Raw genomic sequence first — 25,596 nt, 5'->3', positions numbered from 1 at the left:
GGCATGCCTATCCTTGCGGTACACTGATCAGGTCATGGCCGCACACACCTCCACCCGCACGCCGATCAGCGCCGTCGCGCGCCGCCGCGCACGGCTCGGACTGGTGCAGCACCTGATCGCCGCCGACGAGTCGTCGCTGGGCGAACTGCAGGCGCTGCTTGCGACGCTGCCGCTGTGTGCGACCGGCCGCGTATACGTCGAGGTGCCGGATGCCTCCTGGATCGGAGAGCTGACGGTCCCCGGCCGGATGACGGTGACCTGGCTGGACCGCTCGGCCCGCAGCGGCGCTCCGGGCTCGGGTCGGGCCTGTGCGCGCGGCGCGGCGCTGTCGCGCGCCGTCATCGCGTGGGCCGACGAGATGATGTGCGCCCCGGGTGACGAGACCCGGGTGTTCCTGCTGGGCGGCTACCTCGGAACCGCCGAGATCGCGGACCACTTCGCCGAGCACCTGGATCGTCCGGTCGAGACCCTGCACGTGCCGGCCGAATACGGCCTCTGAGTCCGCACGGCCGTCAGCGCGCCGATCCTCGCGGCACGTAGTTGCCGTCCTCCAGCCCGGCCTCGATCTCGAATCGGTTGCGCAAGCGGGTCGCGCCCGGCCAGCAGGTACAGCAGCGGCATCAGGATGCCGTATCGGCGCCACTGGCGGGCGTGCACGGCCTCGTGTCTGAGCACGGCGTCGCTCGGCTCGGCGTCGCCGGTGAGGAAGCAGGATCCGACGCACACGCCTCCGCGGCGGAACGTCCACGGCGGCAGCCCGCGGAACACCCAGAGTCCGTCGCGCCGTTCGACCCGACCGGTGCTCCACAGTGCGCCCCACATCCAGCCGGTGACCGTGCCGTACCAGGCCCCGGCGTGGCTGATCGGAGAGTCGAGCAGGAACGGCGGGATCAGACGGTCCCAGACCCGGCCGCGTGCCACCGCCCGCTGCGCCCGCCGCTGCCAGTCCTCCGGCGGAATCGGGATCGGGCTCATGCCAGCGCCCCGACGATGCGCAGGATCGCCCCGAGATCGGCGACCGCGGCGGACGGAGAGGCGGGCGAGAACTCGGTGATCGCCCCGCCCAGCAGCGGGGCGACCTTCCGCACGTCCGAGATGGCAGAGGTCACGGCCGCGACATCCGGTCCGAACGGCTCGGGCGCGCTCAGCCCGGTCATCGCGGCCGGGTCGAGCACGTCGAGGTCGACGTGGATGAACACGCCCGAGGGGCGGCGCGCGGCCACGGCGTCCGCGAGCGTGCCCAGTTCGTCCACGGGCACGACGGCCACGCCCAGGCGCTCGATCAGCTCGGCCTCGGCGGGGTGGATCTCGCGCACCCCGACCAGAATCAGCCGATCCGGCGCGAGACCCAGCTCTGCCGGGCGGGGGACCCGCTCGTCGACCAGGGCGCGCACGGCCATCGAGTCGTAGGCGCCGGTGGGTGACGATTCCGGGTCGTGCAACCCGGCATGGGCGCTGAACCACACCACGACCGCGTCCGGATCGGGCGCGCCACCGGTGGCGCCGATCGCGGCCAGCGCCGCCGTCGTGGCCACCCCGGCGTCGCCGCCGACCGTCAGCACCGGCTCGTCGATGTCGGCCAGCGCCGTCAGCTGCGCGCGAGCGGAGTGCTGCAGGGCGCTGAGCCGGTGGACCCCGGAGTCCAGGGACTCGCCCGCCTCCATCGGGACGTCCACCGTCAGGCAGGCGGACCGGGGCAGGTCGCCGGCGATGGCCGTGGCGCCGTCGATCAGCTTGCATCGCGCGCGACGAACTCGACCCCTGCCATTGGGGGACGACGAGGAATCGGGTCATCGTGACCTCCTGGCGGCGCCGACCATCGCGAGGATACCCGGCGCCGCGGTCCGGCTCAGGAGCCGGGGGTGTACGGCGCGGACGGCGCGTCGATCGCGTTCTGGGCGGGGGCGGCCGCCACGGCGGGAGCGTCCCCGGCCTTCAGCGCGGCCAGCCGCGCCTCGACCTCGGTGAGCTCGCCCATGTCGTCCAGCTGGTTGAACTGGGCGTCCAGGCTCGAGGCCGCCAGCTCCTGCTTACCCTGGGCGAGGGCCTCCTCGCGGCGGATCTTCTCCTCGAAGCGACCCAGGTCGCTGGTCGGGTCCATCACGTCGATCGACTTGACGGCATCCGCGACCTTGTTCTGGGCCTCGGCCGTCTTCTGCCGGGCGATCAGCTCGGCCGACTTGGCCTTGAGCTCGCCGAGCTTCTGCTTCATGCCGTTCAGCCCGTCCTTGAGCTGTTCGACGGTCTTGTTCTGCGCGGCCAGCTGCGGCTCGGCGGACTTCGCCTCGCTCTCGGACTGGATCTGGCGCTGCAGGGCGACCTTGGCGAGATTGTCGAACTTGTCCGCCTCGGCGGTGTGCCCGGACCCGCGCAGCTGGTCGGCCTTCTTGCTGGCTGCAAGCGCCTTGCCTGCCCAGTCGGCGGCGGCCTGGACATCCTCTTCGTGGTCGCGCTCGAGCAGACGCAGATTGCCGATCGTCTCGGCGATGGCCGTCTCGGCATCGGCGATGTTGTTCGTGTAGTCGCGCACGAGCTGGTCGAGCATCTTGCGCGGGTCCTCGGCGGAATCGAGCATCGCGTTGATGTTCGCACGCAGGAGCGTGGAGATCCGGCCGAAGATGGACTGCTTTGCCATCGGGTGTTCCTTTCCTGAAGGGTCGTGTCAGGTCGTTGCGGGCACGGGCGGGGGAGAGCTGGGCAGGTTCAGAAGCGACCGCCTCCTCGCCGGCCGCGGGTGCCGCCGCCGCCGAAGCTGCCGGCGGAGAACCCGCCGCCACCCCCGCCGCCGCCGAACCCGCCGCCGAAGCCGCCACGGCGTCCGCCGCCGCTGAGCAGGGAGTTGATCACGATCCCGCCCAGCATGGCGCCGAGCATATTGCCGCCGCCTCCGGATCCGCCGAGTCCGGCTCCGCCGAAACCGCCGACGTCGCTCTGAGCCCCCTGCAGGGCGAGCCCGGCCAGCTGGTCGGCACGCTGGGCGTGCCTGCAGGGCCTGATCCGGGTCGGTCGATTGCAGCTGCTGCGCCTGCACGAGTTCGGCCCCGGCCTGTGCGAGCCGGGTGCGGGCGTCGGCGCCGATCGCGCCGCGCCGCGCGGTGACATAGTCCTCGGCGGCCGAGACCTGCGCCTGGGCTTGGTTGATCGTCTGCCCGAGCATCTGCTCGGCCCGGCGGCGCCGTGCCTGGGCGTCGCGCGCGCCGGCGACCACCTGGTCGATCTGCGCGTTGACCGCCTCCAAGCCCTTCAACGTGGCGAGGGGGCGCTTCTGCGCGCTCGCGATGTCGGCGCGGGCCGCCTCGACCTGCGCCTGCGCGGCCGTGACCGCCGCGGCCACCTGGCCGTCGGCGTCGGGCAGCCCCGACGCCGTGGCGATGTCGCCCTCCAGCTCCTGGATCAGCGCGGCCGCCTGCTGCTGCCCGGCGGCCAGGTCGTCGCCGAGCTTGCCGATGGCCGCCTCCAGCGGCTGCGCCTGGTCGGCGGCCTGCTCGGCCGCGCGGATCGCGACGGCCGCCTGGCCGCCCTCGCCCGCCGCGATGGCCTGCGCGGCGGCGGCGAGCTGCTCGTCGGCGAACGCGAGGCGCTGCTGGGCCTGCGCGATGTTGTCGGTGACGGTGGTCAGGGCCTCGGGGGCGTATTCGGCGGTGAGCGTTGCAGGCGGGCGGCCGCGGCATCCATCGCCGCCTGTGCGTCCTCGCGCTGCCTGTGCACCCGGTCGAGCGCCTCGGGCGCGTTCTGCTCCAGCTTGCGCAAGCTCGTCGAAGGCGGCGGCCTTCTCGTCCAGGCTCTTGTTCGACTCCTCGCACAGCTGGATGATCTGCGCGTTCCAGGCGCGCTGCGCTCCTCGGTGTCCTCGGTCGCGTCGTCGAGCTTCTGCTTCAGGGCGAAGGCCGCGTCGAGGTTGGCCTTGGCCTGGGCGAGCGCGGCGGCGAACTCGCCGGTCGCGTCGTCGCCGAACTGCGCGCGGGCGAAGCCCAGTTCCTGCTCACTCGTGCGCAGGGCGTCGTCGGTCTGCACCAGTGCCGATCCGGCGCGACGCACCAGCTCCTTCAGATCGAGCCGCTCGCAGCGCCGGGCCGCTCGTGCCGGCTGCGGCCTTGCGCCGCCGGGAGCGCACGAGCACGATGACGAGCACGATCGCCACGACCACGACGACGATGATCAGGATGACGGTGAGCACGCCGCCCCCGGAGCCGCTGGAGCCGTCGGCCGCCCCGGATCCGCCGGAGGCGGCGTCGGCCAGACCCGCGGTGGCCGCCGTGACCGCCCCCGCCCAGTCCTCGGAGGCCAGCGCCGGCTGGATCCGCTGCTGCTCGATGGTGCCGAGCGCCTCGGTGGAGACCGGGCCGGACGAATCGCCGGACAGATAGAACTGGCGCGAGGTCACCGCGACCGCCAGCAGATACTGGTTCGGGCCGAGGCCGTTCTGGCTCGCGGTCTGGTTCGCCCATCCTTCGGCGTCCGACGGCGAGGTGAACTCGTCGACGTAGACGACCCAGAGGTTCATGTCGGTGTCGTCGGCGAACTTCTGCGCGGCCTGCTCGGCGTCATCGTGCTGTGATGCGGTCAGCGCCCCGGCGTCGTCGAGCACGTAGTCCTGGCCGAGCGTGACCGGATCGGTCGCGAACGCCGCGGCCGGGGCGAGGATCAGCGCGGCGCACGCCACGAGACCGGCCACGATCCGACGAACGCGCATCGGTCTCCCTTCCCACCGGGCGGACAGCCCTGACGGCGAGTCTATTCAGACTGTGCGACGCTGCGGTAGAGGGCGCGTCGCTTCGCCGCTGCGGCCCCGATCCGGATAGGCTCGCCGATTCGGGAGGCGACATGGACGACCGCTACGGAGCCGATGTGCTGGCCGGCGGATGGCGTCGGCAGTTCCAGCGCGAGCTGCCGCGCGTGGAGGCGGTCCGCGACACCGTCGTGGAAGTCGCCGAGGACGGGTTCTGCGGTGCGGTGGTGTCGCTGTCCGGCGGGCTCGCCGAGCTGGAGGACCGCCACGGCCGCCGCCGCGTGTTCCCGCTGGGACCGGGCTTCCTCGTCGACGGGGAGCCGGTGATCCTGACTGCGCCGACGGCGACGCCGTCGAGCGGACCTCGACGCACGGCATCCGGTTCGTTCGTCGCGGGGAACGAGCGCGCACGGGTCGCGCGCGCCAGCCGCATCTTCGTGGAGGGGCGGCACGACGCCGAGCTGGTCGAGAAGGTCTGGGGCGACGACCTGCGCGCCGAAGGCGTGGTGGTCGAGTACCTGCAGGGCGTCGACCTGCTCGATGCCGCGCTGCGCGAGGACCCGCCCTCGCCGGCGCGCCGCTACGGCGTGCTCGTGGATCACCTCGTGCGCGGTTCGAAGGAGTCGCGCATCGCCGAGGCGATCGAGCGCGGCCCGCACGGCGCGCATCTGCGCATCGTCGGGCATCCGTTCGTGGATGTCTGGCAGTGCGTGACCCCGGCCGCCCTCGGGATCGCCGCCTGGCCGCAGATTCCGCGCGGGATCGAATGGAAGGTCGGCGTCTGCCGGGCCTTCGGGTGGCCGGCCGACGACCAGGCCGACATCGCCAGGGCCTGGCAGCACATCCTGTCCAAGGTCCACTCGTTCCGCGATCTGGAACCGGCGCTGCTGGGTCGGGTGGAGGAGCTCATCGACTTCGTCACCGCATGACGCCACCGCGTGACGACGCCGTGTGACCGTGCGGGATCGGGCGCCGCATACCCTTGAGGCGTGTCTGACATGGAACCGCGCACCTACCGCGAGAAGCCGGTCTCGTTCGTGCGCCGCGGCGGGCGGATGAGCGACGGGCAGGAGCGCGCGTGGACCGAGCTGTCGCCCCGCTACCTGCTGCCGGTGCCGCGCGACGCGGCCGCGACCAGTGTGGCGCCGGACGCGCGCATCGACCCCGCCCAGGTGTACGGACGCTCGGCCCCCTTGATCGTGGAGATCGGATCGGGCCAGGGGCACGCGATCGTGCATGCCGCCGCGGCGCGCCCCGAGGTGGACTTCCTCGCGGTGGAGGTGTTCACCGCGGGCCTGGCCCGCACCATGCGCGACGCGGACGTCGCCGGGGTCGACAACCTGCGCCTGGTCGAGGCGAACGCGCCCGAAGTGCTGCGGCATCTCGCCCCCGGCATCCGTCGACGAGCTGTGGATCTTCTTCCCGGACCCGTGGCACAAGAAGCGGCACACCAAGCGGCGCCTCGTCACCGCCGAGTTCGCCGGCATCGCCGCCGTATCGCTGCGCGTCGGCGGGACGCTGCGGCTGGCCACCGACTGGGAGGACTACGCCCGGCAGATGGTGGTCGTGATGGATGCCGCACCCGGCTTCCGTCGTGCGTTCGAGGGGGACTGGGCGGCGCGTTTCGACGGCCGGGTGATGACCGCGTTCGAGCGGAAGGGGCTCGCGCGGGGCCGCGACATCCGCGACCTCGCGTACCTGCGCGCGTGACGGGAGGGCGCGTTCCGCACTGATAGTCTTGACCGGTGCGCCTCCGTAGCTCAGGGGATAGAGCGTTGGTTTCCGGTACCAAAGGTCGCAGGTTCGATTCCTGTCGGGGGCACCATCCGCAGAGCCGGTCCGTTCGGACCGGCTCTTGCTCACTCAGTGAGCGGCAGCGGTCCGCGGCATCCCGCACCCCTGCCACGATGGGGCGGTGACCGTTCCCGCCTCCGCCCCGAAGTTCGGCGTCCTGCGCAGCTGGAAGACCGCGCCCTATCTGGTCGGCGCGGGCATGGCGATGATGGGCGACAACATCGAGCACGTCATCACCTACCTGGTGCTGTGGAACACGTTCCACTCGCCGGTGCTGGTCGGGTTCCAGCTGGTCAGCCACTGGCTGCCGTTCCTGCTGCTGTCGGTGTACGCCGGGAGTCTGGCCGAGCGGTTCGACTGCCGGCGGATCATCCAGGTCGCCCAGGTGCTGTTCATGCTGGTGTCGCTGTGCTGGGGCATCCTGTTCCTCACGGGCACGCTGCGAGCTGTGGGAGGCCTGCGTGCTCCTGGTCGTGCACGGCCTGGCCGGATGCCTGTGGGGACCGGCCGAGCAGATGATGCTGTACGACTTCGCCGGCCGCGAGCAGCTGCCGTCCGCGGTGCGGATCAACGCGACCTTCCGCAGCCTCGGGATCCTGTTCGGACCCGTGGTCGGCTCGGTGCTCCTGCTGCTGCTCGGGCCCACCGGCGGCATCTTCTTCAACATCGTGTTCTACCTTCCGCTGACGATCTTCCTCATGCGCACCCCGTTCACCGGACACACCCGGTCGGCCAGCCCGGCGAGCGGGCGGGTGTCGCTGTGGGCCTCGTTCCGGGTGCTGGGAACGGTGCGCCGCAATCACGTCATCACCGGAATGCTGATCCTGGCCGCGCTCGCATCGGTGACCATCGGCGCGGTGCTGCAGACCGCGATGCCGGTCTTCGGCGCCCGGTTGACGCCGGTGGGAACCGACGGCGAGCTCGTCTACGGCGCGCTGCTGTTCGCCCTGGGCATCGGCGGGGTGCTCGGCGGATTCTTCCTCGAGGCCAGCGGATGGTTCCGACCCACCCCGACCACTGCGGTGGTCAGCGCGGTGGCGTTCGGCGGCTTCGCCGTGCTCTTCGCCTTCACCGGCTCGATGATCGTGGCCGTGGTGGCCTTGGTGCTGACCGGAGTCGCCCAGATCACGGCCACCTCGACCGGGCAGGCGCTCGTGCAAGCTCGAGGCGCCGCCGGGCGAGCGCGGCCGGGTCCTGGGCGCCTACAGCATGTTCGGCCCCGGCATGCAGACCTTCAGCGGCGTGACCGTGGGAGTCGTGGGGAGCCTGGTGGGCATCCCGCTCACGGTGATCATCGGCGGCTCGGTGCTCGTGGCCGGAGCCGCGCTGACCGGCCTGTACATGTCCCGCGGCCGGCGAGCCGCGGGCGCGCTCGGCTGATGCGGCGCCGCTGAGGCTGACGCGGAGGTCGGCGACGCGGATGTCGGCGACGCGGACGGTATCGGCGAGACCGGGGATTCGCGTCGAGACCGAGTGCGATCTGCTCGGTCTCGCGGCGGATCCCCGGTTTCGGCGAGTGGATGCCGCCGCCGCCCGGCCCGCGGCGCCCGGTCAGCCGCGCAACGTGCGCAGCGCCCCGTCCAGGGCTGAGATCTCGTCGAGCTGGGCGCGCAGCATCCGTTCGTTGCTCTCCGTGGGCTCGAATTCGCCGTCGTCATTCAGGTGCTGTGCCGCCCACGCGAGTTCGACGTTCGCGCTGGTGGGGACCAGCCCCAGCGCCTGCTGCACCGGGCGCAGCGCGACCACGCCGCGGGTGCCGCCCGAGATCCCTCCGTAGCTCACGGTGCCCACGGGCTTGCGTCGCCACTCCTGGTGCAGATGGTCCAGCGCGTTCTTCAGGCTGGGCGCATAGCTGTAGTTGTACTCCGGCTGGACGAAGATGAACGCGTCGGCGGCGTCCACGCGCGCGCTCCACGCCTTGGTCGTCTCGTGCGTGTACTGCCGCAAGCCGAGGATGATTCGGCTCGTCCATCAGCGGCAGGGCGATCTCCTTGAGATCGGCCCAGTCCAGCTCGAAACGCGCGTCCTGATCCGCCTCCCGGCGCACCCACTGGGCGATCGGCAGTCCGATGCGCCCCTCCCGGATGCTGGCGACGACGATCATGAGTCGGATCATTGCTCTCCCTTCCGGCATCCATTCAACTCGCCCTCGGGGAGCGGCGCGGACCGAGGATGCCGCGTTCCGGCGGTTCGCGCGCATCAAATATTCGAGAATGGACGACCTGAGGGACGGGATGCTGCCCGCGCGGCCGTCGATGGACGGCGTCCACGATCCCTTTTGAAAAAGGGAGGCAAAGGTATTGTGATGCGTAGAGAGATTCGATACTATGGAGGTATTGAATCAGCGATCCAGTCAGCAGTGATCCAACGAGCCGAGAGGGGAACCAGATGTCATCATCGTCTGCGGGCCGGTCTGCGGTGCTGTCGGAGTTGGATCAGCTGGTCGAGGACCTGACCGGGTCGCGGGCTCTGGCGGCGCGGGCGTTCGCGGCGGAGATGTTCTTCTTCGAGCGGGTCGGCGGGGTGGTCGAGGAGCGGGAGCGGGAACGCGCCGTCCGGGACGGGAATGGGGCGGTCATCGCGTCGTCGCAGTTGGGGATGCGGGAGGTGTATGCCGAGGTCGCGGCCGCGTTGCGGCTCAGTGAGTGGCAGGTGGCGCGGAAGGTGTCACAGGCGTGGAGCCTGACCCACCGGTTCTACCAGACGCTGTGCGAGGCCAGCGACGGCCGGATCTGGCCGGAGCACGCGACCCTGATCGCGGAGACCGGTGCGGTGATCGAGGACGATCAGGTGCGCCGTCAGTACGAGGCGGTCGCTTTGGATATGGCGGGGGAGATGACCCCGGCCCAGCTGCGGCCGGCGCTGTCCGGGCTGGTGTCCCGGCTGGACCCGGAAGGCACCCAGCAGCGGGTCCGGGACGCCGTGAAACGCCGGAGGGTGACGGTGCGGGAGTTGGAGCCGGGGCTTGCCCGGATCACCGCGGACCTGCCCACCGCCCAAGGTGTCGGGATCGTGAACCGGCTGCAGGAGATGGCCGATCAGCTGTACGAACAGAACGCCGCCGACCGCGCCCAAGCCCAAGCCCAAGCCGAAGCCGCGGATGCGAACGCGGATGCGAACGCCGGGGCAGACCCGAACGGCGACCGTGCCGACGCCGACGCGAACGCGGATGCAGACCCGAACAGCGACCGTGCCAACGCCGACACGGACACGGACTCGGACGGCGTCGCGGACGGCGGCAGCGATGATGCCGAGTCTGGGGAGGCCGAGTCTGAGGAGGCCGGGTCTGGGGAGGCCGGGTCTGGGGAGGTCGTGTTCGATGAGCGGACCCGGTCGCAGATCATGGCGGACGTGTTCTGTGACCTGCTGCTGACCAACATCCCGGACGGGCACGGCACCACAGAGCAGGCGAGAGAGAACCTCGGGGCGATCACCGGGACGGTGCAGGTCACCATCCCGGCCCGCACCCTGACCGGCGAAACGGTCGGCGGGGGTGAGGTGGTCGGGTTCGGGGCGATCGATGATGACACCGCCCGGGACCTGGCCGGGACGGCGCGGGTCTGGACCCGGGTGTTCACCGACCCATGCACCGGGGTCCCGACCAGTGTGGACCGGTACCGGCCCTCGAAGCGACAGCGGCTGTTGTTGCGGGTGCGGGATGAGCACTGCCGGTTCCCCGGCTGCCGCCGCCCCGCCCACAAATGCGACATCGACCACACCACCGCGTACGCCGACGGTGGCACCACGTGCCTGTGCAATCTGGCCCACCTGTGCAAACGGCACCACACCCTGAAACACGAGACCGACTGGACCGTGATCCAGCTGCCCGGCGGGATCCTGGAATGGACCGCCCCCACCGGACGCATCCACCACACCCGACCACCCGGCACCGTCAGATTCCAACCCATCACTGCGAACGCCCTCGCCCGCGACCCCGCACCCTTCTGACTCGTCCCGTTCTGACTCGGTCCCTTCCGAGGGGTTCCGCAGGCGCCGGACCGTAGAATCGATGACCTATGGATCCCGCAGCCCTCTCCGCCGCCCTGCTCGATGTCATCCGCCCGCTCGCGCAGGCGCGACGAGCCGGGTCCGTCGACGACCTCACGGCGGATGATCTGCCGCTCGATCGCCCGAAGAACCGCGACCACGGCGACTGGGCATCCAACGCCGCGATGAAGCTCGCCAAGCGGTTCGAGGCCAACCCGCGCGAGCTGGCGGCACAGATCGCCGACGGCCTGCGCACCGTGGACGGCATCGCATCGGTGGAGGTGGCCGGTCCCGGCTTCATCAACATCCGGCTGGATGCCGCGGCCGCCGGTGCGCTCGCGAAGACCATCGTGGACGCGGGCCCCGCCTACGGCACGAACGACTCTCAGCGCGGCCTGTCGGTGAACGTCGAATTCGTCAGCGCCAACCCGACCGGACCGCTGCACATCGCGCACACGAGATGGGCGGCCCTCGGCGACTCGATCGTGCGGCTGCTGCAGGCCAGCGGGGCGCATGCGGCGCGCGAGTACTACATCAACGACGCCGGCGTGCAGATGGACCGCTTCGCCGACTCGGTGCTGGCCGCCGCCCGCGGCGATGCCACGCCCGAGGGTGGGTACCCCGGCGCGTACATCACCACGCTCGCGCAGCGCGTGCTCGCCGCGCGCCCCGATCTGCTCGATCTGCCGCCGGAGGAACAGCTCGAGGTGGCGCGCGAGCTCGGCTACGAGTACCAGCTCGGCGAGATCCGCGGCTCGCTGGAGCGGTTCAACGTCCCGTTCGACATCTGGTTCTCCGAGCGCACCATGCACGTGAAGGATGCCGACGGACTCAGCCTCATCGACCGCGCGGTGGAGCGGCTGCGCGAGCAGGGGCACGTGTTCGAGCAGGACGGCGCGGTCTGGGTGCGCACCACCGACTTCGGCGACGACAAGGACCGCGTCATCCGCCGTTCGAACGGCGAGTACACCTACTTCGCCGCCGATGCCGCCTACTACCTGGACAAGGGCGACCGCGGCTTCACCGAGCGGATCTACCTGCTCGGCGCCGATCACCACGGCTACATCGGACGGCTCAAGGCCCTGGCCGGTGCCGCCGGCGATGACCCGGACACCAGCATCCAGGTCCTCATCGGGCAGATGGTCTCGATCAACGGCGCGCGGCTGAGCAAGCGGGCCGGCAACATCATCGAGATGGACGACCTGATGAACTGGCTCGGCACCGACGCGCTTGCGCTACTCGCTGGAGCGCTCGCCCGCCGATTCCCCCCTCGATCTGGACCCGGAGGTGCTGCAGAAGCGCACCAACGACAACCCGGTGTTCTACGTGCAGTACGCACACGCGCGCACGCACAACGTCGGCCGCCATGCGGCCGACAGCGGCGTGGACCGCGGCCAGTTCGCCCCGGCGACGCTCACGCACGAGACCGAGTCGGCCCTGCTGGGCGCCCTGCAGGAGTTCCCGCGGATCGTGGCGTTCGCCGCCGAGGTGCGCGAGCCGCACCGGATCGCCCGGTACCTGGAAGAGCTGGCCGGGCTCTACCACCGCTGGTACGACAACTGCCGGGTCATCCCGCTGGGCGACGGCGAGGTCGAGCCGGTGCATCACACCCGGCTGTGGCTGAACGACGCGACCGGGCAGGTGCTGCGCAACGGTCTGGGCCTGCTGGGCGTGAGTGCGCCGGAGCGCATGTAGACAGCCCATGTGAAAGGGCAGAGGAGGCGAGAGCAGATGGATGATCGACAGCCGGCGGATCCGACCGAGCCGCTGAACATCCCGCCGCGCCCGCCGCTTCCGGATGCCGTCACCGCCCCGATCGCGGGGCAGAGCGCGCCGGAACGAGCGGCACTCGTCGAGCCGGAGGCGACGACGCTGCCCCTGCCGGTGGTGCCACCGCAGACCATGGCGCAGCCGGGCTACGCGCCGGCGGCGCCCGCGCCCGTGCCGCCCCGGCCGAAGCGCCGCCGCCGCGGGCTGCGCGTCGCCGTGGGACTGAGCATCACCGTGGTGGTGCTGGCGGTCCTGGCCGGCGTCGGCTGGTTCGCCGGCAACGCCTGGGCGAAGAACCTCGTCATCGATCAGGTCACCAGTCGCACGCAGGAGGCGCTCGGCGTGGCCTCGGACCACCCGGTGGACGTGCAGGTGACCGAGCCGATGCTTCCGCAAGCTGATCACCGGCGCGCTGGACGAGTTGACCGTCACCGTCCCGGACGCGCCGCTGGGCAAGACCACCGGCACGGTGACGGTGCACGCGACCGGCGTGCCGGTCAGCGGCGACGCGCCCGCCCGCAGCGTGGACGCGTCCGTGAAGCTCGCCCCGGACGCGATCGCGAAGCTCGCCGGCGACCTCGGGCGCACCGTTCCGGGGTCGTTGAAGGTCGACGGCGGAAACGTGGTCGTGGAGCTGGACCCCTCGCAGTTCCTGTCCGGCGTCTCATTCGGACTGACGCTGAAGCCCTCGGCGAAGGACGGCCAGCTCGTCCTCACCCCGGTCGCGTTCGACGTCGGCGGGGCGTCGATGTCGGCCGACACGATCCGTGCGCGGTTCGGCTCGCTGGCCGACGGCATCCTCGCACCGCGCCGGGTGTGCGTGGCGTCCGCGTTCCCGAGCGGTCTGACCCTGTCGAAGATCGCCGTCGACTCCGCCGCGGTCACCGCCGACTTCGCCGTGGACCCGCGCATCCTCTCCGACCCGGCGCTGCAGAAGCCGGGAAAGTGCCCGTGAGTCCCGGCGCAACGCAGAAGGGCGCACGCGCCCGGTGCCATAGACTGCTGGCAACACCCGGTGAATGCGTCTGCGCGCCGCTTCAGGCACGCGGAGCGACCGGAGAATCCGTTCCGGAACCCCCGCGCCGAAGCATCCACTGATTGGTCCCCGCCTTGTCCGCCTCGCACTCCTCCGCCGCCGCACCGGAATGGCTGGCCGTTCCCGACGACGCGAATGCGCTCACGGCCGGGATCTGGCCGGCCTCGGCCGCCCGCGACGCCGATGGCGAGCTGCGCATCGGCGGTGTCGGTGTGCAAGCGCTGCGCGCCGTCCACGGCACCCCGCTGTACGTCGTGGACGAGGACGAGGTGCGCGCCCACGCGCGACGAACCCTCGCCGCCTTCACCGCGGCGGCCGCGTCGCACGGCACCCGCGCCCGGGTCTACTACGCCGGCAAGGCGTTCCTGTGCACCGAGGTCGTCCGCTGGGTCACCGCGGAAGGGCTGGCGGTCGACGTGTGCAGCGGGGGAGAGCTCGAGGTCGCCCTGGCTGCCGGCGCCGACCCGGCCCGGATCGGGTTCCACGGCAACAACAAGAGCGTCGCCGAGCTGGAGCGCGCCGTGACGGCGGGCGTGGGCACGATCATCGTGGACAGCCTGATCGAGGTGGAGCGCCTCGCGGCAGTGGCCGCCCGACACGATGTGGTCCAGCCCGTCCTGGTGCGCGTCAACAGCGGCGTGCACGCCGAGACGCACGACTTCCTGGCCACCGCGCACGAGGACCAGAAGTTCGGGTTCGCGATGGATGACGCGCCCGCCGTGGTCGCGCGCATCCGCGACCTGTCCGCCCTGCACCTGCTCGGTCTGCACTGCCACATCGGCTCGCAGATCTTCGGCGCCGCCGGCTTCGCTGAGTCGGCCGCGCGCCTGGTCGACCTGCACGCGCGCCTGCGCGAGGACGGCGAGCTGCCCCTGCTCAACCTCGGCGGCGGCTTCGGCATCGCCTACACCGCCGCCGACACCCCGGAGCCGATCGAGCAGCTCGCGGCCGGGATCGTGGACGCGGTCGCGCGCGAGTGCGCGGTCCGCGGCATCCCGATCCCAGACCTCGCATTCGAACCCGGCCGCGCCATCGTCGGCCAAGCCGGGGTCACGCTGTACGAGGTGGGCACGGTCAAGCCCGTGCACCTGGACGCGGACCGGACGCGCACGTACGTGAGCGTGGACGGCGGGATGAGCGACAACCCCCGCCCGGCGCTGTACGGCGCGCAGTACTCGGCGCGGATCGCGTCGCGGATGGCGGATGCCGAACCCGCCCTGGTGCGCGTGGTGGGCAAGCACTGCGAATCCGGTGACATCGTCGTCGATCACGAATACCTGCCGGGCGACGTCACGCCCGGAGACCTGCTGGCCGTGCCGGCGACCGGGGCGTACTGCTTCTCGCTGGCCAGCAGCTACAACGACCTGCCGCGACCCGCCGTGGTCGCCGTGCGCGCGGGCCAGGCCCGCGTGATCGTGCGCGGGGAGACGATCGCCGACATCCTCAGCCGGGATGTCGGGGTCGCATCGGAAGGGACTGCATGATCGACTACCGCCGCCTCCGCGTCGCGCTCCTGGGAGCGGGCGCGGTCGGATCACAGGTCGCGCACCTGCTGCACACGCACGCCGACGAGCTGGCCGACCGGGCCGGCGCCGCGCTCGAGCTGGCCGGCATCGCCGTGCGCGACGTGGATGCGCCGCGGGATGTCGAACTGCCCCGCGAGCTGCTGACCACCGACGCCGAGACGCTGATCGTCGGCAGCGACATCGTGATCGAGCTGATGGGCGGCATCGAGCCGGCCCGTGCGCACATCCAGCTCGCGCTGAACTCCGGCGCCGACGTGGTCACTGCGAACAAGGCGCTGCTGGCCACCCACGGCACCGAGATCTTCGATGCGGCCGACCAGGTCGGCGCGTCCGTGTACTACGAGGCGGCCGTCGCCGGCGCCATCCCCATCATCCGGCCGCTGCGCGATTCGCTGGCCGGCGACCGGGTCAACCGGATCATGGGCATCGTCAACGGCACCACGAACTACATCCTCGACCGGATGGACGGCGAGGGGGCCGAGATGGCCGAGGTGCTCGCCGACGCGCAGCGACTCGGCTACGCCGAGGCCGATCCCACCGCCGACGTGGAGGGCTACGACGCGGCGCAGAAGGCCGCCATCCTGGCCAGCCTCGCGTTCCACACCACGGTGCCGCTGGACGCGGTGCACCGCGAGGGGATCACCGGCATCACCAAGGGGATGATGGATGCCGCGCGGCACGCGGGGTACGTCATCAAGCTGCTCGCGGTGTGCGAGCGGCTGAGCGGCCGAGCGGATGTCGCGGACGGTGCAGAGGCCATCTCGGTCCGCGTCTACCCCGCCCTCGTCCCTCGCGATCACCCCCTGGCATCCGTGCACGGCGTGAACAACGCCGTGTTCGTGCAGGCCGAAGCCGCCGGCGATCTGATGTTCTACGGCGCCGGGGCGGGTGGGATGCAGACCGCGTCCGCCGTCCTCGGCGATCTGGTCTCGGCGGCCCGGCGTCACATCGCCGGCGGCGCCGGGGTGGGCGAGTCGACCCGGGCCAACCTGCCCACCGTCGACATCGGCAAGGTGGTGACCCGCTACCAGGTCACCCTCGAGGTGGACGATCGCCCCGGCGTGCTCGCCCGGGTCGCCGGCATCCTGTCCGACGGGCGGGTCTCGATCGCCACCGTGGAACAGTCGATCGCCGAGCCCACCGGGCCGGACGAGGCGGGGTCGGCCCGCCTCGTGATCGGAACACACACAGCTGTCGAGCAGGACCTCAGCGAGACCGTCATGCGGCTCGCCGAGGACGACGTGGTCGAACGCGTCGTCTCGGTCCTGCGCGTGGAAGGAGACTGACAATGGCACACCTCTGGCGCGGAGTGCTCCGCGAATACGCCGACCGGCTCGGCGTCACCGACGCCTCGACGGTGGTCACCCTCGGCGAGGGCGGCACACCGCCTTGCCGGCCCCGTCGCTGTCGCGCCGCACCGGCGCGGACGTCTGGGTGAAGTACGAGGGGATGAACCCCACCGGCTCGTTCAAGGACCGGGGCATGACCGTCGCGCTCTCCCGCGCCGTCGAGCGCGGTGCGAAGGCCGTGATCTGTGCCTCGACCGGGAACACCTCCGCGTCGGCGGCCGCCTACGCGGCACACGCGGGCATCACCGCGGCGGTCCTCGTTCCCGAGGGCAAGATCGCGATGGGCAAGCTGAGTCAGGCCGTCGCGCACAACGGCAGGCTCATCCAGGTGCGCGGCAACTTCGATGACTGCCTCGAGATCGCCCGCGAGCTGGCCGACAACTACCCGGTGCACCTGGTCAACTCGGTCAACCCCGACCGCATCGAGGGGCAGAAGACCGCCGCCTACGAGGTCGTCGAGGTGCTCGGCGACGCGCCCGACTTCCACTTCATCCCGGTCGGCAACGCGGGCAACTACACCGCCTACAGCCGCGGCTATCGCGAAGAGGCCGAGCGCGGCGTGGCCACCCGGGTGCCGCGCATGTTCGGATTCCAGGCCGAGGGGTCGGCACCGATCGTCCGCGGCGAGGTGGTCACCGCGCCCGAGACCGTCGCCACGGCCATCCGCATCGGCAACCCCGCCTCGTGGCATCTCGCCCTGGAGGCGAGGGACGCCACGAACGGCTGGTTCGGGGCGATCGATGACACCCGCATCCTGGCCGCGCAGAAGCTGCTGGCCGCCGAGGTCGGCATCTTCGTCGAGCCGGCGTCGGCGATCAGCGTCGCCGGACTGCTGGACCGCGCCGAGGCCGGCGTCATCCCCGCGGGCGCCAAGGTCGTGCTCACCGTCACCGGGCACGGGCTGAAGGACCCGCAGTGGGCGCTTGCGCAACGCGGACGGATCCGAGGTCACGCCCACGGTCGTGGATGCCGAGACCCGCTCCGTCGCCGAGGTGCTCGCGCTGAAGCCCGCGGAGGCGACCGCGTGAGAGCACCCGTCCTCCCCGGTGGTGCCGGGACGCGCCGTCGCGGTGCGCGTCCCGGGCACCAGCGCGAATCTGGGGCCGGGGTTCGACACGCTCGGACTGGCACTGAGCGTGTACGACGAGCTGGTCGTGCGCGCCCTGCCCGAGGGCGAGCTGCGCATCGAGGTCGAGGGCCCGGGGGCCGACGCCGTGCCGCGGGACGCGTCCAACCTGGTGGTGCGCGCGATCGCCTACGCGTTCGAGGCGGTCGGGCGTCGCATGCCCGGCATCGCGCTGACCACGCACATCGTGATCCCGCACGGCCGGGGACTGGGCTCGTCCGGTGCGGCCGTGGTCGCGGGGCTGCTGGCCGCGCAGGGACTGCTGACCGGGGACGTCGAGTTCGGCCCGTCCCTGCTGCCGTCTGGCCACCGAGCTGGAGGGTCATCCGGACAACGTCGCGCCGGCCCTGTTCGGCGGACTGACGATCGCGTGGATGGATGAGAACGGTCCGCAGTTCAAGAAGCTGCTGGTCCACCGGGGCGTCTCGCCGCTCGTGTTCGTCCCCGAGTTCACGATGCCGACCAGCATCGCGCGCGAGCTGGCGCCGCTGCAGGTGCCGCGCGAGGACGCGGTGTTCAACGTCTCGCGCTCCGCGCTGCTGATCGCCGCCCTCACCCAGAGCCCGGAGCTGCTGCTGGCGGCCACCGACGACAAGCTGCACCAGAACTACCGGGCGCAGGCGATGCCGGCCACCGATCAGCTCGTGCGCGCGCTTGCGCGCGGCCGGCTTCGCCGCGGTGCTGTCGGGCGCCGGGCCCAGCGTCCTGGTGCTGGCCGACGGACCCGGCCGCCGCCTCGAAGCGGCGCGGCTGGCGGCATCCGTCACGGACACGCCCTGGGAGCCGCTGATGCTCGCCGTCGACTTCAAGGGTGGTACAGTGAGAGAGCATATGGAGGATGCTCCGCAGCCTGCATCGCCCGCGAAGTAGGACCGCGAGAATCTCCACCTCCATCGCATTTCTGCGAACCCCCGCACTGCACCCGATGCCGACGTGAACGTCGTGTCCGGGCCCAGGAGGCCCGTACCCGGTCCATGACCCGGTCGAGGGGTTGCCGACGCGCGTCGATGACGGCGTCATGTGCGGTCATGCATATCCATTCGTTTTCACAAGGGAGTACTCGTGGAGTCCATCTCCGAGATCCACGCCGACGCATCCACCGCGCCGGCCGCCGATGCCGTCGAGCCCGCCAAGGCTCCGCGCAAGCGCGCCCCGCGCCGGGCCAAGTCCGACACCGCCGCACCGGCGACCGAGTCTGCTCCGGCCACCGCGGCCGTCGAGTCCGCTCCGGCTCCCGCGGTCGAGTCCGCTCCGGCCTGCCACCGAGCAGGCGCCCGCCGAGGAGGCACCGGTCAAGAAGGCGCCCGCTCGCGGACGCCGCACGTCCACCAAGAAGACCGCCGACGCCGAGGCGCCCGCCGAGGCCGGCACCGAGCAGACCAAGGCCGAGCCCGCCGGCACCGAGGCCGCCCCGGCCGAGCCGACGAAGTCCGAGCCCGCGAAGTCCGAGCCGACGAAGGCCGAGCCCGCGAAGAGCGAGCCCGCGAAGAGCGAGCCCGCGAAGTCGGAGTCGTCGGACAAGCCCGACACGTCGGACAAGCCCGACAAGTCCGAGAGCGAGCAGTCCGAGTCCGGTGAGCAGTCCGGCCGCAACCGCAACCGCAATCGGAACCGCAACCGGAACCGCAGCGGGAACGGCAGCGGCAGCGGCGGCCAGCAGAACGCCTCGACCGACGACGACGACCAGTCCGGCGCCAACGCCCGCGGCCGTCAGCGCAACAAGCGGCGCGGTCAGCCCGGCGACGAGTTCGAGACCGAGATCAGCGAGGACGACGTCCTCATCCCGGTCGCCGGCATCCTCGACGTCCTGGACAACTACGCGTTCGTGCGCACCACCGGCTACCTGCCCGGCGCCACCGACGTGTACGTCTCGCTCGGCCAGGTGAAGAAGTACAACCTGCGCAAGGGCGACGCGATCGTCGGCGCGATCAAGCAACCGCACGAGGGTGAGCAGTCCGGCCGGCAGAAGTATCACGCCCTGGTCAAGGTGGAGTCCGTCAACGGCCTGTCCGTCGAGGATGCTGCGGGCCGGGTCGAATTCGGCAAGCTGACGCCGCTGTACCCCCAGGAGCGCCTGCGCCTGGAGACCGCGCCGGAGAAGCTGACGCAAGCGGATCATCGACCTGGTCGCCCCGATCGGCAAGGGCCAGCGCGGCCTGATCGTCGCCCCGCCCAAGGCCGGCAAGACGATCGTGCTCGAGCAGATCGCCAACGCCATCGCGACGAACAACCCCGAGGTGCACCTGATGGTCGTGCTCGTGGACGAGCGCCCCGAAGAGGTCACCGACATGCAGCGCACGGTCAAGGGCGAGGTCATCGCCTCGACCTTCGATCGTCCGGCCGAGGACCACACCACGGTGGCCGAGCTGGCGATCGAGCGCGCCAAGCGCCTGGTCGAGCTGGGTCGCGACGTGGTCGTGCTCCTGGACTCGATCACGCGCCTCGGCCGTGCGTACAACATCTCCGCGCCCACCAGCGGCCGGGTGCTCACCGGCGGTGTCGACGCCTCGGCGCTGTACCCGCCCAAGCGCTTCTTCGGCGCCGCCCGCAACATCGAGAACGGCGGATCGCTCACGATCCTGGCCACCGCGCTGGTGGAGACCGGCTCGAAGATGGACGACGTCATCTTCGAGGAGTTCAAGGGCACCGGCAACAGCGAGCTGCGGCTGAGCCGCCAGCTGGCCGACAAGCGGATCTTCCCGGCGGTGGACGTGAACGCGTCCAGCACCCGCCGCGAGGAGATGCTGCTGAACCCCGACGAGGTCAAGATCACCTGGAAGCTGCGCCGCGCCCTGGCGGGCCTGGACCCGCAGCAGGCCCTGGAGGTCGTGCTGGGCAAGCTCAAGGAGACGCAGTCCAACGTCGAGTTCCTCGTGCAGATGCAGAAGTCGATCCCGGCGCCCACGGCCGGCGGCCACAGCCACGGGCACGAGAACAGCATCCGCTGAGGCGCGTCCGTGTCCGAACCCGTCATGTTCGAGTCGGTCAAGGCGCTGATCGATGAGCACCGGGCCGTCCAGGAGGAGCTGAGCGACCCGGCGGTGCACGCCGACGCGGTCCGCGCGAAGCGGGTCAACCGCCGCTACGCCGAGCTGTCGAAGATCGTCGCCGCGCACGACGCGTGGCGCACGGCATCCGATGATCTTGACGCGGCCCGCGAGCTGGCGAAGGAAGACGACGCGTTCGCGGCCGAGGTGCCGGGGCTGGAAGAGCAGCGGGCCGCCGCGCAGGAGCGGCTGCGGCGACTGCTGATCCCGCGCGACCCGGACGACGCCCGCGACGTGATCATGGAGATCAAGGCGGGGGAGGGCGGTGCCGAATCGGCGCTGTTCGCCGCCGACCTGCTGCGCATGTACCTGCAGTACGCGGCCTCGAAGGGCTGGAAGACCGAGCTGCTGGAGCGCAACGACTCCGACCTGGGCGGCTACAAGGACGTCCAGGTCGCGATCAAGGGCTCGGGGACCGATCCGGCGCAGGGCGTGTGGGCGCACCTGAAGTACGAGGGCGGCGTGCATCGCGTGCAGCGCGTGCCGGCCACCGAGTCGCAGGGGCGCATCCACACCTCCACCACCGGGGTGCTCGTCTTCCCCGAGGTCGACGCGCCGGACGAGATCGAGATCAGCCAGAACGACCTGAAGATCGACGTGTACCGCTCCAGCGGACCCGGCGGGCAGTCGGTGAACACCACCGACTCGGCGGTGCGCATCACCCACGTCCCGACCGGGATCGTCGTCTCGATGCAGAACGAGAAGAGCCAGCTGCAGAACCGCGAAGCGGGCATGCGCGTGCTGCGGGCGCGGCTGCTGGCCCGGCAGCAGGAGGAGCTGGCCGCCGCGGCATCCGACGCCCGCCACTCGCAGATCCGTGGCATGGACCGGTCCGAGCGCATCCGCACCTACAACTTCCCGGAGAATCGGATCGCCGACCATCGCACCGGGTACAAGGCGTACAACCTCGATCAGGTGATGGACGGGGCGCTCGAGCCGATCATCGACTCGTGCATCGCCGCAGACGAGGAAGCACGGCTGGCGGCCCTGGCCGACGGCGAGGCGTGAGACCGCCGCGCCGCTAGGCTCGGGCCATGATCACGTTCCTCATCCGTGCGCTCATCTTCCTGGTCTCGGCGGCGCTGGGGCTGATCGTGGCCGACCTCGTCCTCCCCGGATTTGTCCTGCACTGGAGCGACTGGTGGGGCTTCGTCCTGGCGATCGTGATCTTCGCGATCCTGCAGAGCATCCTCGCCCCGTGGCTGGTGAAGATCTCCCGCCGGCACGCGCCGGCGCTCCTGGGCGGCATCGGCCTGGTCTCGACCTTCGTGGCACTGCTGATCGCCGTGCCTGCCCGCCGCCGGCATCGGCATCGACGGCCCTGCGGCGTGGATCTTCGGCACACTGATCGTCTGGGTGGTCACGGCCCTTGCCACCTGGCCGCTGCCCGGGCTGTTCCTGAAGAAGAGGATCGCCGCCCGGCGGGCCGGCTGAGCCGGTCTCAGATGTAGTACTCGGGCGCCGTCAGCAGCGCGCGGGTCTGCTCGCCGTCGCGGCGCGGCCGGGGCTTTGCCGGGATCCCGACGAGGATGCTGTCGGCCGGGGCATCCTTGGTGACCACGGCATTCGCTCCGATCACGAGCCCTCGCCGATCGTGATGGGACCGAGCACCTTGGCGCCGGCGCCGATCGCCACCCCCGCGCCGATGGTCGGATGCCGCTTGCCTCCCTCGCGCTGCCGGCCGCCCAGCGTCACGCCGTGGTAGATCAGCACATCGTCGCCGACCTCGGCGGTCTCGCCGATCACCACCCCCGCGCCGTGGTCGATGAACACGCGCCGGCCCAGGACCGCGCCGGGATGGATCTCGATGCCGGTGAGCCAGCGCGTGAGCTGCGACCCGGCCCGGGCCGCGAACCGTATCTTCCGGCGCCACAGCGCGTGCCAGGCCCGGTGCGCCCAGACCGCGTGCAGCCCCGGATACAGCATCGCGATCTCGACCGCGCTGCGCGCGGCCGGATCGCGCAACCGTGCGGCGGCGAGGTCCTCACGAATCCGGCCGATGACAGCCATCTCAGTCCTCGCGCAGATCCTCGAACAGGGCGGTGGACAGGTATCGCTCGCCGGTGTCCGGCACGATGACCACGATGTTCTTGCCCGCGCTCTCCGGGCGCGCGGCGATCTGCAGCGCCGCCCACACCGCGGCGCCGGCCGACATCCCGGCCAGGATCCCCTCCTGGGCCGCGAGCTCCCGGGACACCCGCAGCGCATCCTCGAACTCGACGCCGATCACCTCGTCGTACACCTCCGTGTCCAGCACGGGGGAACGAAGTTCGGGCCGATGCCCTGGATCTTGGCCGGGCCGGCGTGGCCCTCGCCCAGCAGCGGCGAGGCGGACGGCTCGACGGCGACCACCTTCACGCCCGGGCGGCGCTCCTTGAGCACCTGCCCGACGCCGGTGATCGTGCCGCCCGTGCCGACGCCGGCCACGAACACGTCGACCTCGCCGTCGGTGTCGCGCCAGATCTCCTCGGCGGTCGTCGTGCGGTGGATCTGCGCGTTCGCGGGGCTGGAGAACTGCTGGGCGAGGATGCTGCCGGGCGTTTCGGCCACGATCCTCTCCGCCTCGGCGAGGGCGCCGGTCATGCCCTTGTGCGGGTCGGTGAGGACGATCTCGGCGCCGAACGCCTTGAGCAGGATGCGCCGCTCCTTCGACATGGACGCCGGCATGGTCAGCACGACGCGGTAGCCGCGTGCGGCGCCCACCAGCGCCAGGGCGATGCCGGTGTTGCCGCTGGTGGACTCCACGATCGTGCCGCCGGGCGCCAGCGCGCCCGCCTTCTCGGCCGCATCGACCAGGGCGATGCCCAGACGGTCCTTCACGCTCGAGCCCGGGTTGAAGTACTCGAGCTTGGCCAGCACAGTGGCCTGCGAGCCCATCGGTGAGGCGATTCAGCCGCACCAGCGGGGTCTGGCCGAACGCCGTGGTGATGTCGTTGTGGATGCCGGCCATCGGGCTGCCTCTCAGTCGGTACGTGCGGGGTCGGTACGTGCGGGGTCGTCGGTACGTGTGGCACTCAGCCTAGAGCGGCCGGGCCGCGTCCGCGGCGCATGTGTCGGACGGCCGCCGTCACATTGCGTCACTGAAAGTCACACGTGGACACGCGCGCCGCGGCGGCCCGACGTCGGCCTATCGTCGGCGGCATGCCCCGAATCATCTCCCGCATCGCGCTGACCGGCGCCAGCATCCTCGCCCTCGGCGCCCTCGCCGGCTTGCAGCCTCTCGGCCCAGGCGACCGGCGCGAACACGACCTCCGACACCGTCACCTTCGGCGTGTCCGCGCCGCTGACCGGCGAACTGGCCGACTACGGGCGCCTGTGGAAGGAAGGGTTCGCCGTGGCCCTGGACGAGATCAACGCCGCCGGGGGAGTGGACGGCAAGCAGGTGCGGCTGGAGTGGGAGGACAGCCAGTCCGACCCGAAGCAGTCCACCGCGATCGCGCAGAAGTTCGTCGCCGACAACGACATCATCGCCGAGCTCGGCGACTTCTCCTCCAACGCGTCCATCGCGGCCAGCCCCATCTACACCGCCGGCAAGCTCGTCCAGTTCGGCTTCACCAACTCCAACCCCGACTTCACCCTCAAGGGCAGCAAGTATCAGTGGAGCACCTCGCTGACGCAGGACTTCTTCCAGGACTGGAACGCGAAGACCGTGCGCAAGTATGCCAAGAGGGTGGCCGTGGTCTACCAGGAGACCGACTGGGGCAAGAGCGCGTACGGCTTCTTCACGGACGCCGCCGCCAAGGACGGGCTGGACATCGTCTCGTCGGCGGCATTCCAGCCGGACGGCACGGACTTCCGGCCGATCCTGATCCAGGCCCGGGACGCGCATCCGGATGCCGTGGTGCACATCGGGTACGGGCCGGACGGCGCACTGGTGGCCAACCAGCTGCGCGCCGTCGGCTTCGACGGACCGTTCTTCGGCGGGCAGAATGTGCCCGAGTTCACCCAGAGCGCGGCCAAGTCCGCCGAGGGAGACATCATCTCGGGCGCGTTCGTGGCCGATGACCCGAGCCCGGCCGTGCAGAAGTTCGTGGCCGCGTTCGAGAAGAAATGGGACGGCGAGGTGCCCGGCGACTTCTCGGTGTACGCGTACGACGCGCTGACCACCATCGTGCAGGCCGCGCGCACCGGCGGGGCCACCCGTGAAGGCGTGCTGAAGGGCCTCACCGAGTCCACCACGTTCCCCAGCATCCAGTGGGGCGAGTTCTCGTTCGACACGCAGACCCGGCGCCCGGACAGCCCCTCGCTGAAGGAGCTCATCCTCAAGGACGGCTCGTTCGTCCTCAACGAGTGACCGGCCCATGCTCGACACCTTCATCGCCGGCCTGCTGCACGGCAACGCGTACGCCCTGGTGGCGATCGGGATCTCGCTGATCTTCGGGGTGACGAACGTGGTGAACTTCGCGCACATGTCCGTGTTCGGACTCGGCGCGATGCTCGCCTGGTTCTTCGTCGTCCAGCTCGCCTGGCCGTTCCCGCTCGCCCTGGTCGCGGTGCTGGCCCTGACCGGCCTGCTGGGGGTGCTGATAAACATCACCGTGGTCCGTCCGCTGGCCCGCTATCTGCCGATCGCCGCGCTGCTGGCGACCTATGCGGCCGCACAGATCCTGGACAGCCTGTCGCAGTGGGGCTTCGGACCGCGGGTGCGCCCCTTCCCCGACGTGCTGCCCACCGGCAACCTGCAGCTGGGCGGGCTGCGGCTGGGCACCTCCGACGTGGTCATGTTCGCGATCACGATCGTGGTGATGGCGGGGCTGGCGGCCTACCTGAAGTTCGGCCGCAACGGCCGGGCGATCCGGGCCACCGCGCAGGACCCGGATGCCGCGCTGCAGATGGGCATCCCGGTCGGGCGGATCCAGAACCTTTCGTTCTTCATCGCCTCGGCCCTGGGGGACTCGCAGGTGTGTTCGTGGCGCTGTACACCTCCACGGTCTCGCCGACCATGGGCACCACGCAGGGGCTGACCGCGTTCGTGGCCGCGACCCTGGGGGGTCTGGGCTCGATCCCGGGTGCGGTGATCGGCGGATTCCTGCTCGGCGTCGGCGAGGCGTTCGCGGTGTCGTGGTTCGGCGACGGCGTGCACGACATCATCACGTTCACGGTGCTCATCCTCGTGCTGCTGATCCGCCCGGGCGGGATCCTCGGCCGCACCCCGGCGATCCCGGCCGAGCCGCTGACCGGCACCTTCCTCGGACGCGGCCGACCCATCCGCCTGCCGGTGTGGGCGGTGGT

16 protein-coding genes, 1 tRNA gene and 11 pseudogenes are annotated in these 25,596 nt (G+C 71.1%); 19 read left to right on the top strand and 9 right to left on the bottom strand.

Annotated elements, in window-relative coordinates; all coding sequences use genetic code 11:
• Window positions 1–34 precede the first annotated feature (34 nt).
• Entirely contained in the window at window positions 35–499 is a 465-nt protein-coding gene (locus tag L2X98_RS03135) for an SIP domain-containing protein (RefSeq protein WP_259612290.1), read from the top strand.
• 13 nt (window positions 500–512) lie between these two features.
• Here L2X98_RS03135 and L2X98_RS03130 read toward each other — a convergent pair.
• The 6 genes and pseudogenes from L2X98_RS03130 to L2X98_RS03105 form a co-directional block, all read right to left on the bottom strand.
• A pseudogene (locus L2X98_RS03130) lies at window positions 513–975 on the bottom strand (Fe-S oxidoreductase).
• Window positions 972–1,676, bottom strand: a complete 705-nt coding sequence (locus L2X98_RS03125) for an arginase family protein (RefSeq protein ID WP_259612289.1) — start codon at window positions 1,674–1,676, stop codon at window positions 972–974. The pseudogene L2X98_RS03130 and the gene L2X98_RS03125 overlap by 4 nt, the downstream one beginning before the upstream one ends.
• Window positions 1,677–1,849: 173 nt before the next feature.
• The gene (locus tag L2X98_RS03120) at window positions 1,850–2,635 is read right to left on the bottom strand and encodes a PspA/IM30 family protein (RefSeq protein WP_259612288.1); all 786 of its coding nucleotides are present in this window, start codon (window positions 2,633–2,635) and stop codon (window positions 1,850–1,852) included.
• Window positions 2,636–2,662: 27 nt separating this feature from the next.
• Window positions 2,663–3,334: a hypothetical protein gene (locus L2X98_RS03115; RefSeq protein ID WP_259612287.1), complete on the bottom strand. Its 672-nt coding sequence runs from the start codon at window positions 3,332–3,334 to the stop codon at window positions 2,663–2,665.
• Window positions 3,335–3,615: 281 nt separating this feature from the next.
• Window positions 3,616–4,014, bottom strand: a complete 399-nt coding sequence (locus L2X98_RS03110; RefSeq protein WP_259612286.1) for a hypothetical protein — start codon at window positions 4,012–4,014, stop codon at window positions 3,616–3,618.
• Complete coding sequence (locus L2X98_RS03105) at window positions 3,983–4,693, bottom strand: TPM domain-containing protein (RefSeq protein WP_259612285.1); 711 nt, start codon at window positions 4,691–4,693, stop codon at window positions 3,983–3,985. Before L2X98_RS03105 ends, L2X98_RS03110 begins: the two co-directional genes overlap by 32 nt.
• A gap of 131 nt (window positions 4,694–4,824) precedes the next feature.
• Between L2X98_RS03105 and L2X98_RS03100 the strand changes: the two genes are divergently transcribed.
• The 5 genes and pseudogenes from L2X98_RS03100 (at window position 4,825) to L2X98_RS03080 (ending at window position 7,917) form a co-directional block, all read left to right on the top strand.
• Window positions 4,825–5,658, top strand: coding sequence for a DUF3097 domain-containing protein (locus L2X98_RS03100; protein ID WP_259612284.1), 834 nt, complete (start codon window positions 4,825–4,827; stop codon window positions 5,656–5,658).
• 69 nt (window positions 5,659–5,727) lie between these two features.
• Window positions 5,728–6,439, top strand: a pseudogene (gene trmB, locus L2X98_RS03095) (tRNA (guanosine(46)-N7)-methyltransferase TrmB).
• A gap of 39 nt (window positions 6,440–6,478) precedes the next feature.
• Window positions 6,479–6,554: transfer RNA gene (locus L2X98_RS03090), tRNA-Arg, on the top strand.
• A 168-nt stretch (window positions 6,555–6,722) separates the two neighbouring features.
• Window positions 6,723–6,905 (top strand): annotated as a pseudogene (locus L2X98_RS03085) (MFS transporter); the annotation flags it as partial.
• 79 nt (window positions 6,906–6,984) lie between these two features.
• Window positions 6,985–7,917: an MFS transporter gene (locus L2X98_RS03080; protein ID WP_259612283.1), complete on the top strand. Its 933-nt coding sequence runs from the start codon at window positions 6,985–6,987 to the stop codon at window positions 7,915–7,917.
• 157 nt (window positions 7,918–8,074) lie between these two features.
• On the opposite strand, the gene L2X98_RS03075 is transcribed toward L2X98_RS03080, so the two are convergent.
• Complete coding sequence (locus L2X98_RS03075) at window positions 8,075–8,470, bottom strand: NADPH-dependent FMN reductase (protein WP_259612282.1); 396 nt, start codon at window positions 8,468–8,470, stop codon at window positions 8,075–8,077.
• A gap of 137 nt (window positions 8,471–8,607) precedes the next feature.
• On the opposite strand from L2X98_RS03075, the gene L2X98_RS03070 reads away from it, so the two are divergent.
• From L2X98_RS03070 to L2X98_RS03015, 11 genes and pseudogenes are all read left to right on the top strand, one after another.
• Window positions 8,608–8,805, top strand: a complete 198-nt coding sequence (locus L2X98_RS03070) for a hypothetical protein (protein WP_259612281.1) — start codon at window positions 8,608–8,610, stop codon at window positions 8,803–8,805.
• Between the two features lie 106 nt (window positions 8,806–8,911).
• Window positions 8,912–10,471 carry an HNH endonuclease signature motif containing protein gene (locus L2X98_RS03065; RefSeq protein ID WP_259612280.1) on the top strand — a complete coding sequence of 520 codons (1,560 nt, stop codon included), beginning with the start codon at window positions 8,912–8,914 and terminating at the stop codon, window positions 10,469–10,471.
• 68 nt (window positions 10,472–10,539) lie between these two features.
• Window positions 10,540–12,205 (top strand): annotated as a pseudogene (gene argS, locus L2X98_RS03060) (arginine--tRNA ligase).
• A gap of 472 nt (window positions 12,206–12,677) precedes the next feature.
• A complete protein-coding gene (locus tag L2X98_RS03055) occupies window positions 12,678–13,235 on the top strand; it encodes an LmeA family phospholipid-binding protein (protein WP_354002987.1) in 558 nt (185 codons plus the stop codon).
• A 155-nt stretch (window positions 13,236–13,390) separates the two neighbouring features.
• A complete protein-coding gene (gene lysA, locus L2X98_RS03050) occupies window positions 13,391–14,800 on the top strand; it encodes a diaminopimelate decarboxylase (RefSeq protein ID WP_259612279.1) in 1,410 nt (469 codons plus the stop codon).
• On the top strand, window positions 14,797–16,128 hold the full coding sequence (locus tag L2X98_RS03045) for a homoserine dehydrogenase (RefSeq protein ID WP_259612278.1): 1,332 nt from the start codon (window positions 14,797–14,799) through the stop codon (window positions 16,126–16,128). Before lysA ends, L2X98_RS03045 begins: the two co-directional genes overlap by 4 nt.
• 2 nt (window positions 16,129–16,130) lie before the next feature.
• A pseudogene (gene thrC / locus L2X98_RS03040) lies at window positions 16,131–17,219 on the top strand (threonine synthase).
• Window positions 17,220–17,237: 18 nt separating this feature from the next.
• Window positions 17,238–18,187: pseudogene (gene thrB / locus L2X98_RS19880) on the top strand (homoserine kinase).
• A gap of 192 nt (window positions 18,188–18,379) precedes the next feature.
• Window positions 18,380–20,265: pseudogene (gene rho / locus L2X98_RS03025) on the top strand (transcription termination factor Rho).
• Window positions 20,266–20,289: 24 nt separating this feature from the next.
• The gene (gene prfA / locus L2X98_RS03020) at window positions 20,290–21,372 is read left to right on the top strand and encodes a peptide chain release factor 1 (RefSeq protein WP_259613167.1); all 1,083 of its coding nucleotides are present in this window, start codon (window positions 20,290–20,292) and stop codon (window positions 21,370–21,372) included.
• A gap of 26 nt (window positions 21,373–21,398) precedes the next feature.
• Complete coding sequence (locus tag L2X98_RS03015; protein WP_259612275.1) at window positions 21,399–21,815, top strand: hypothetical protein; 417 nt, start codon at window positions 21,399–21,401, stop codon at window positions 21,813–21,815.
• Here L2X98_RS03015 and epsC read toward each other — a convergent pair.
• Window positions 21,806–22,374 (bottom strand): annotated as a pseudogene (epsC, locus tag L2X98_RS03010) (serine O-acetyltransferase EpsC). The gene L2X98_RS03015 and the pseudogene epsC overlap by 10 nt on opposite strands.
• Window position 22,375: 1 nt before the next feature.
• Window positions 22,376–23,314, bottom strand: a pseudogene (gene cysK, locus L2X98_RS03005) (cysteine synthase A).
• A 318-nt stretch (window positions 23,315–23,632) separates the two neighbouring features.
• On the opposite strand from cysK, the pseudogene L2X98_RS03000 reads away from it, so the two are divergent.
• Window positions 23,633–24,658 (top strand): annotated as a pseudogene (locus L2X98_RS03000) (ABC transporter substrate-binding protein); the annotation flags it as partial.
• Between the two features lie 7 nt (window positions 24,659–24,665).
• Window positions 24,666–25,423: pseudogene (locus L2X98_RS02995) on the top strand (branched-chain amino acid ABC transporter permease); the annotation flags it as partial.
• Window positions 25,424–25,596: the final 173 nt, after the last annotated feature.

Origin of the sequence: Microbacterium elymi, from assembly GCF_021582895.2 — a bacterium.
Classification (GTDB): domain Bacteria; phylum Actinomycetota; class Actinomycetes; order Actinomycetales; family Microbacteriaceae; genus Microbacterium; species Microbacterium humicola.
Note: the sequence above shows the minus strand (reverse complement) of the source record. Positions and strands in the feature narration are given on the sequence as shown.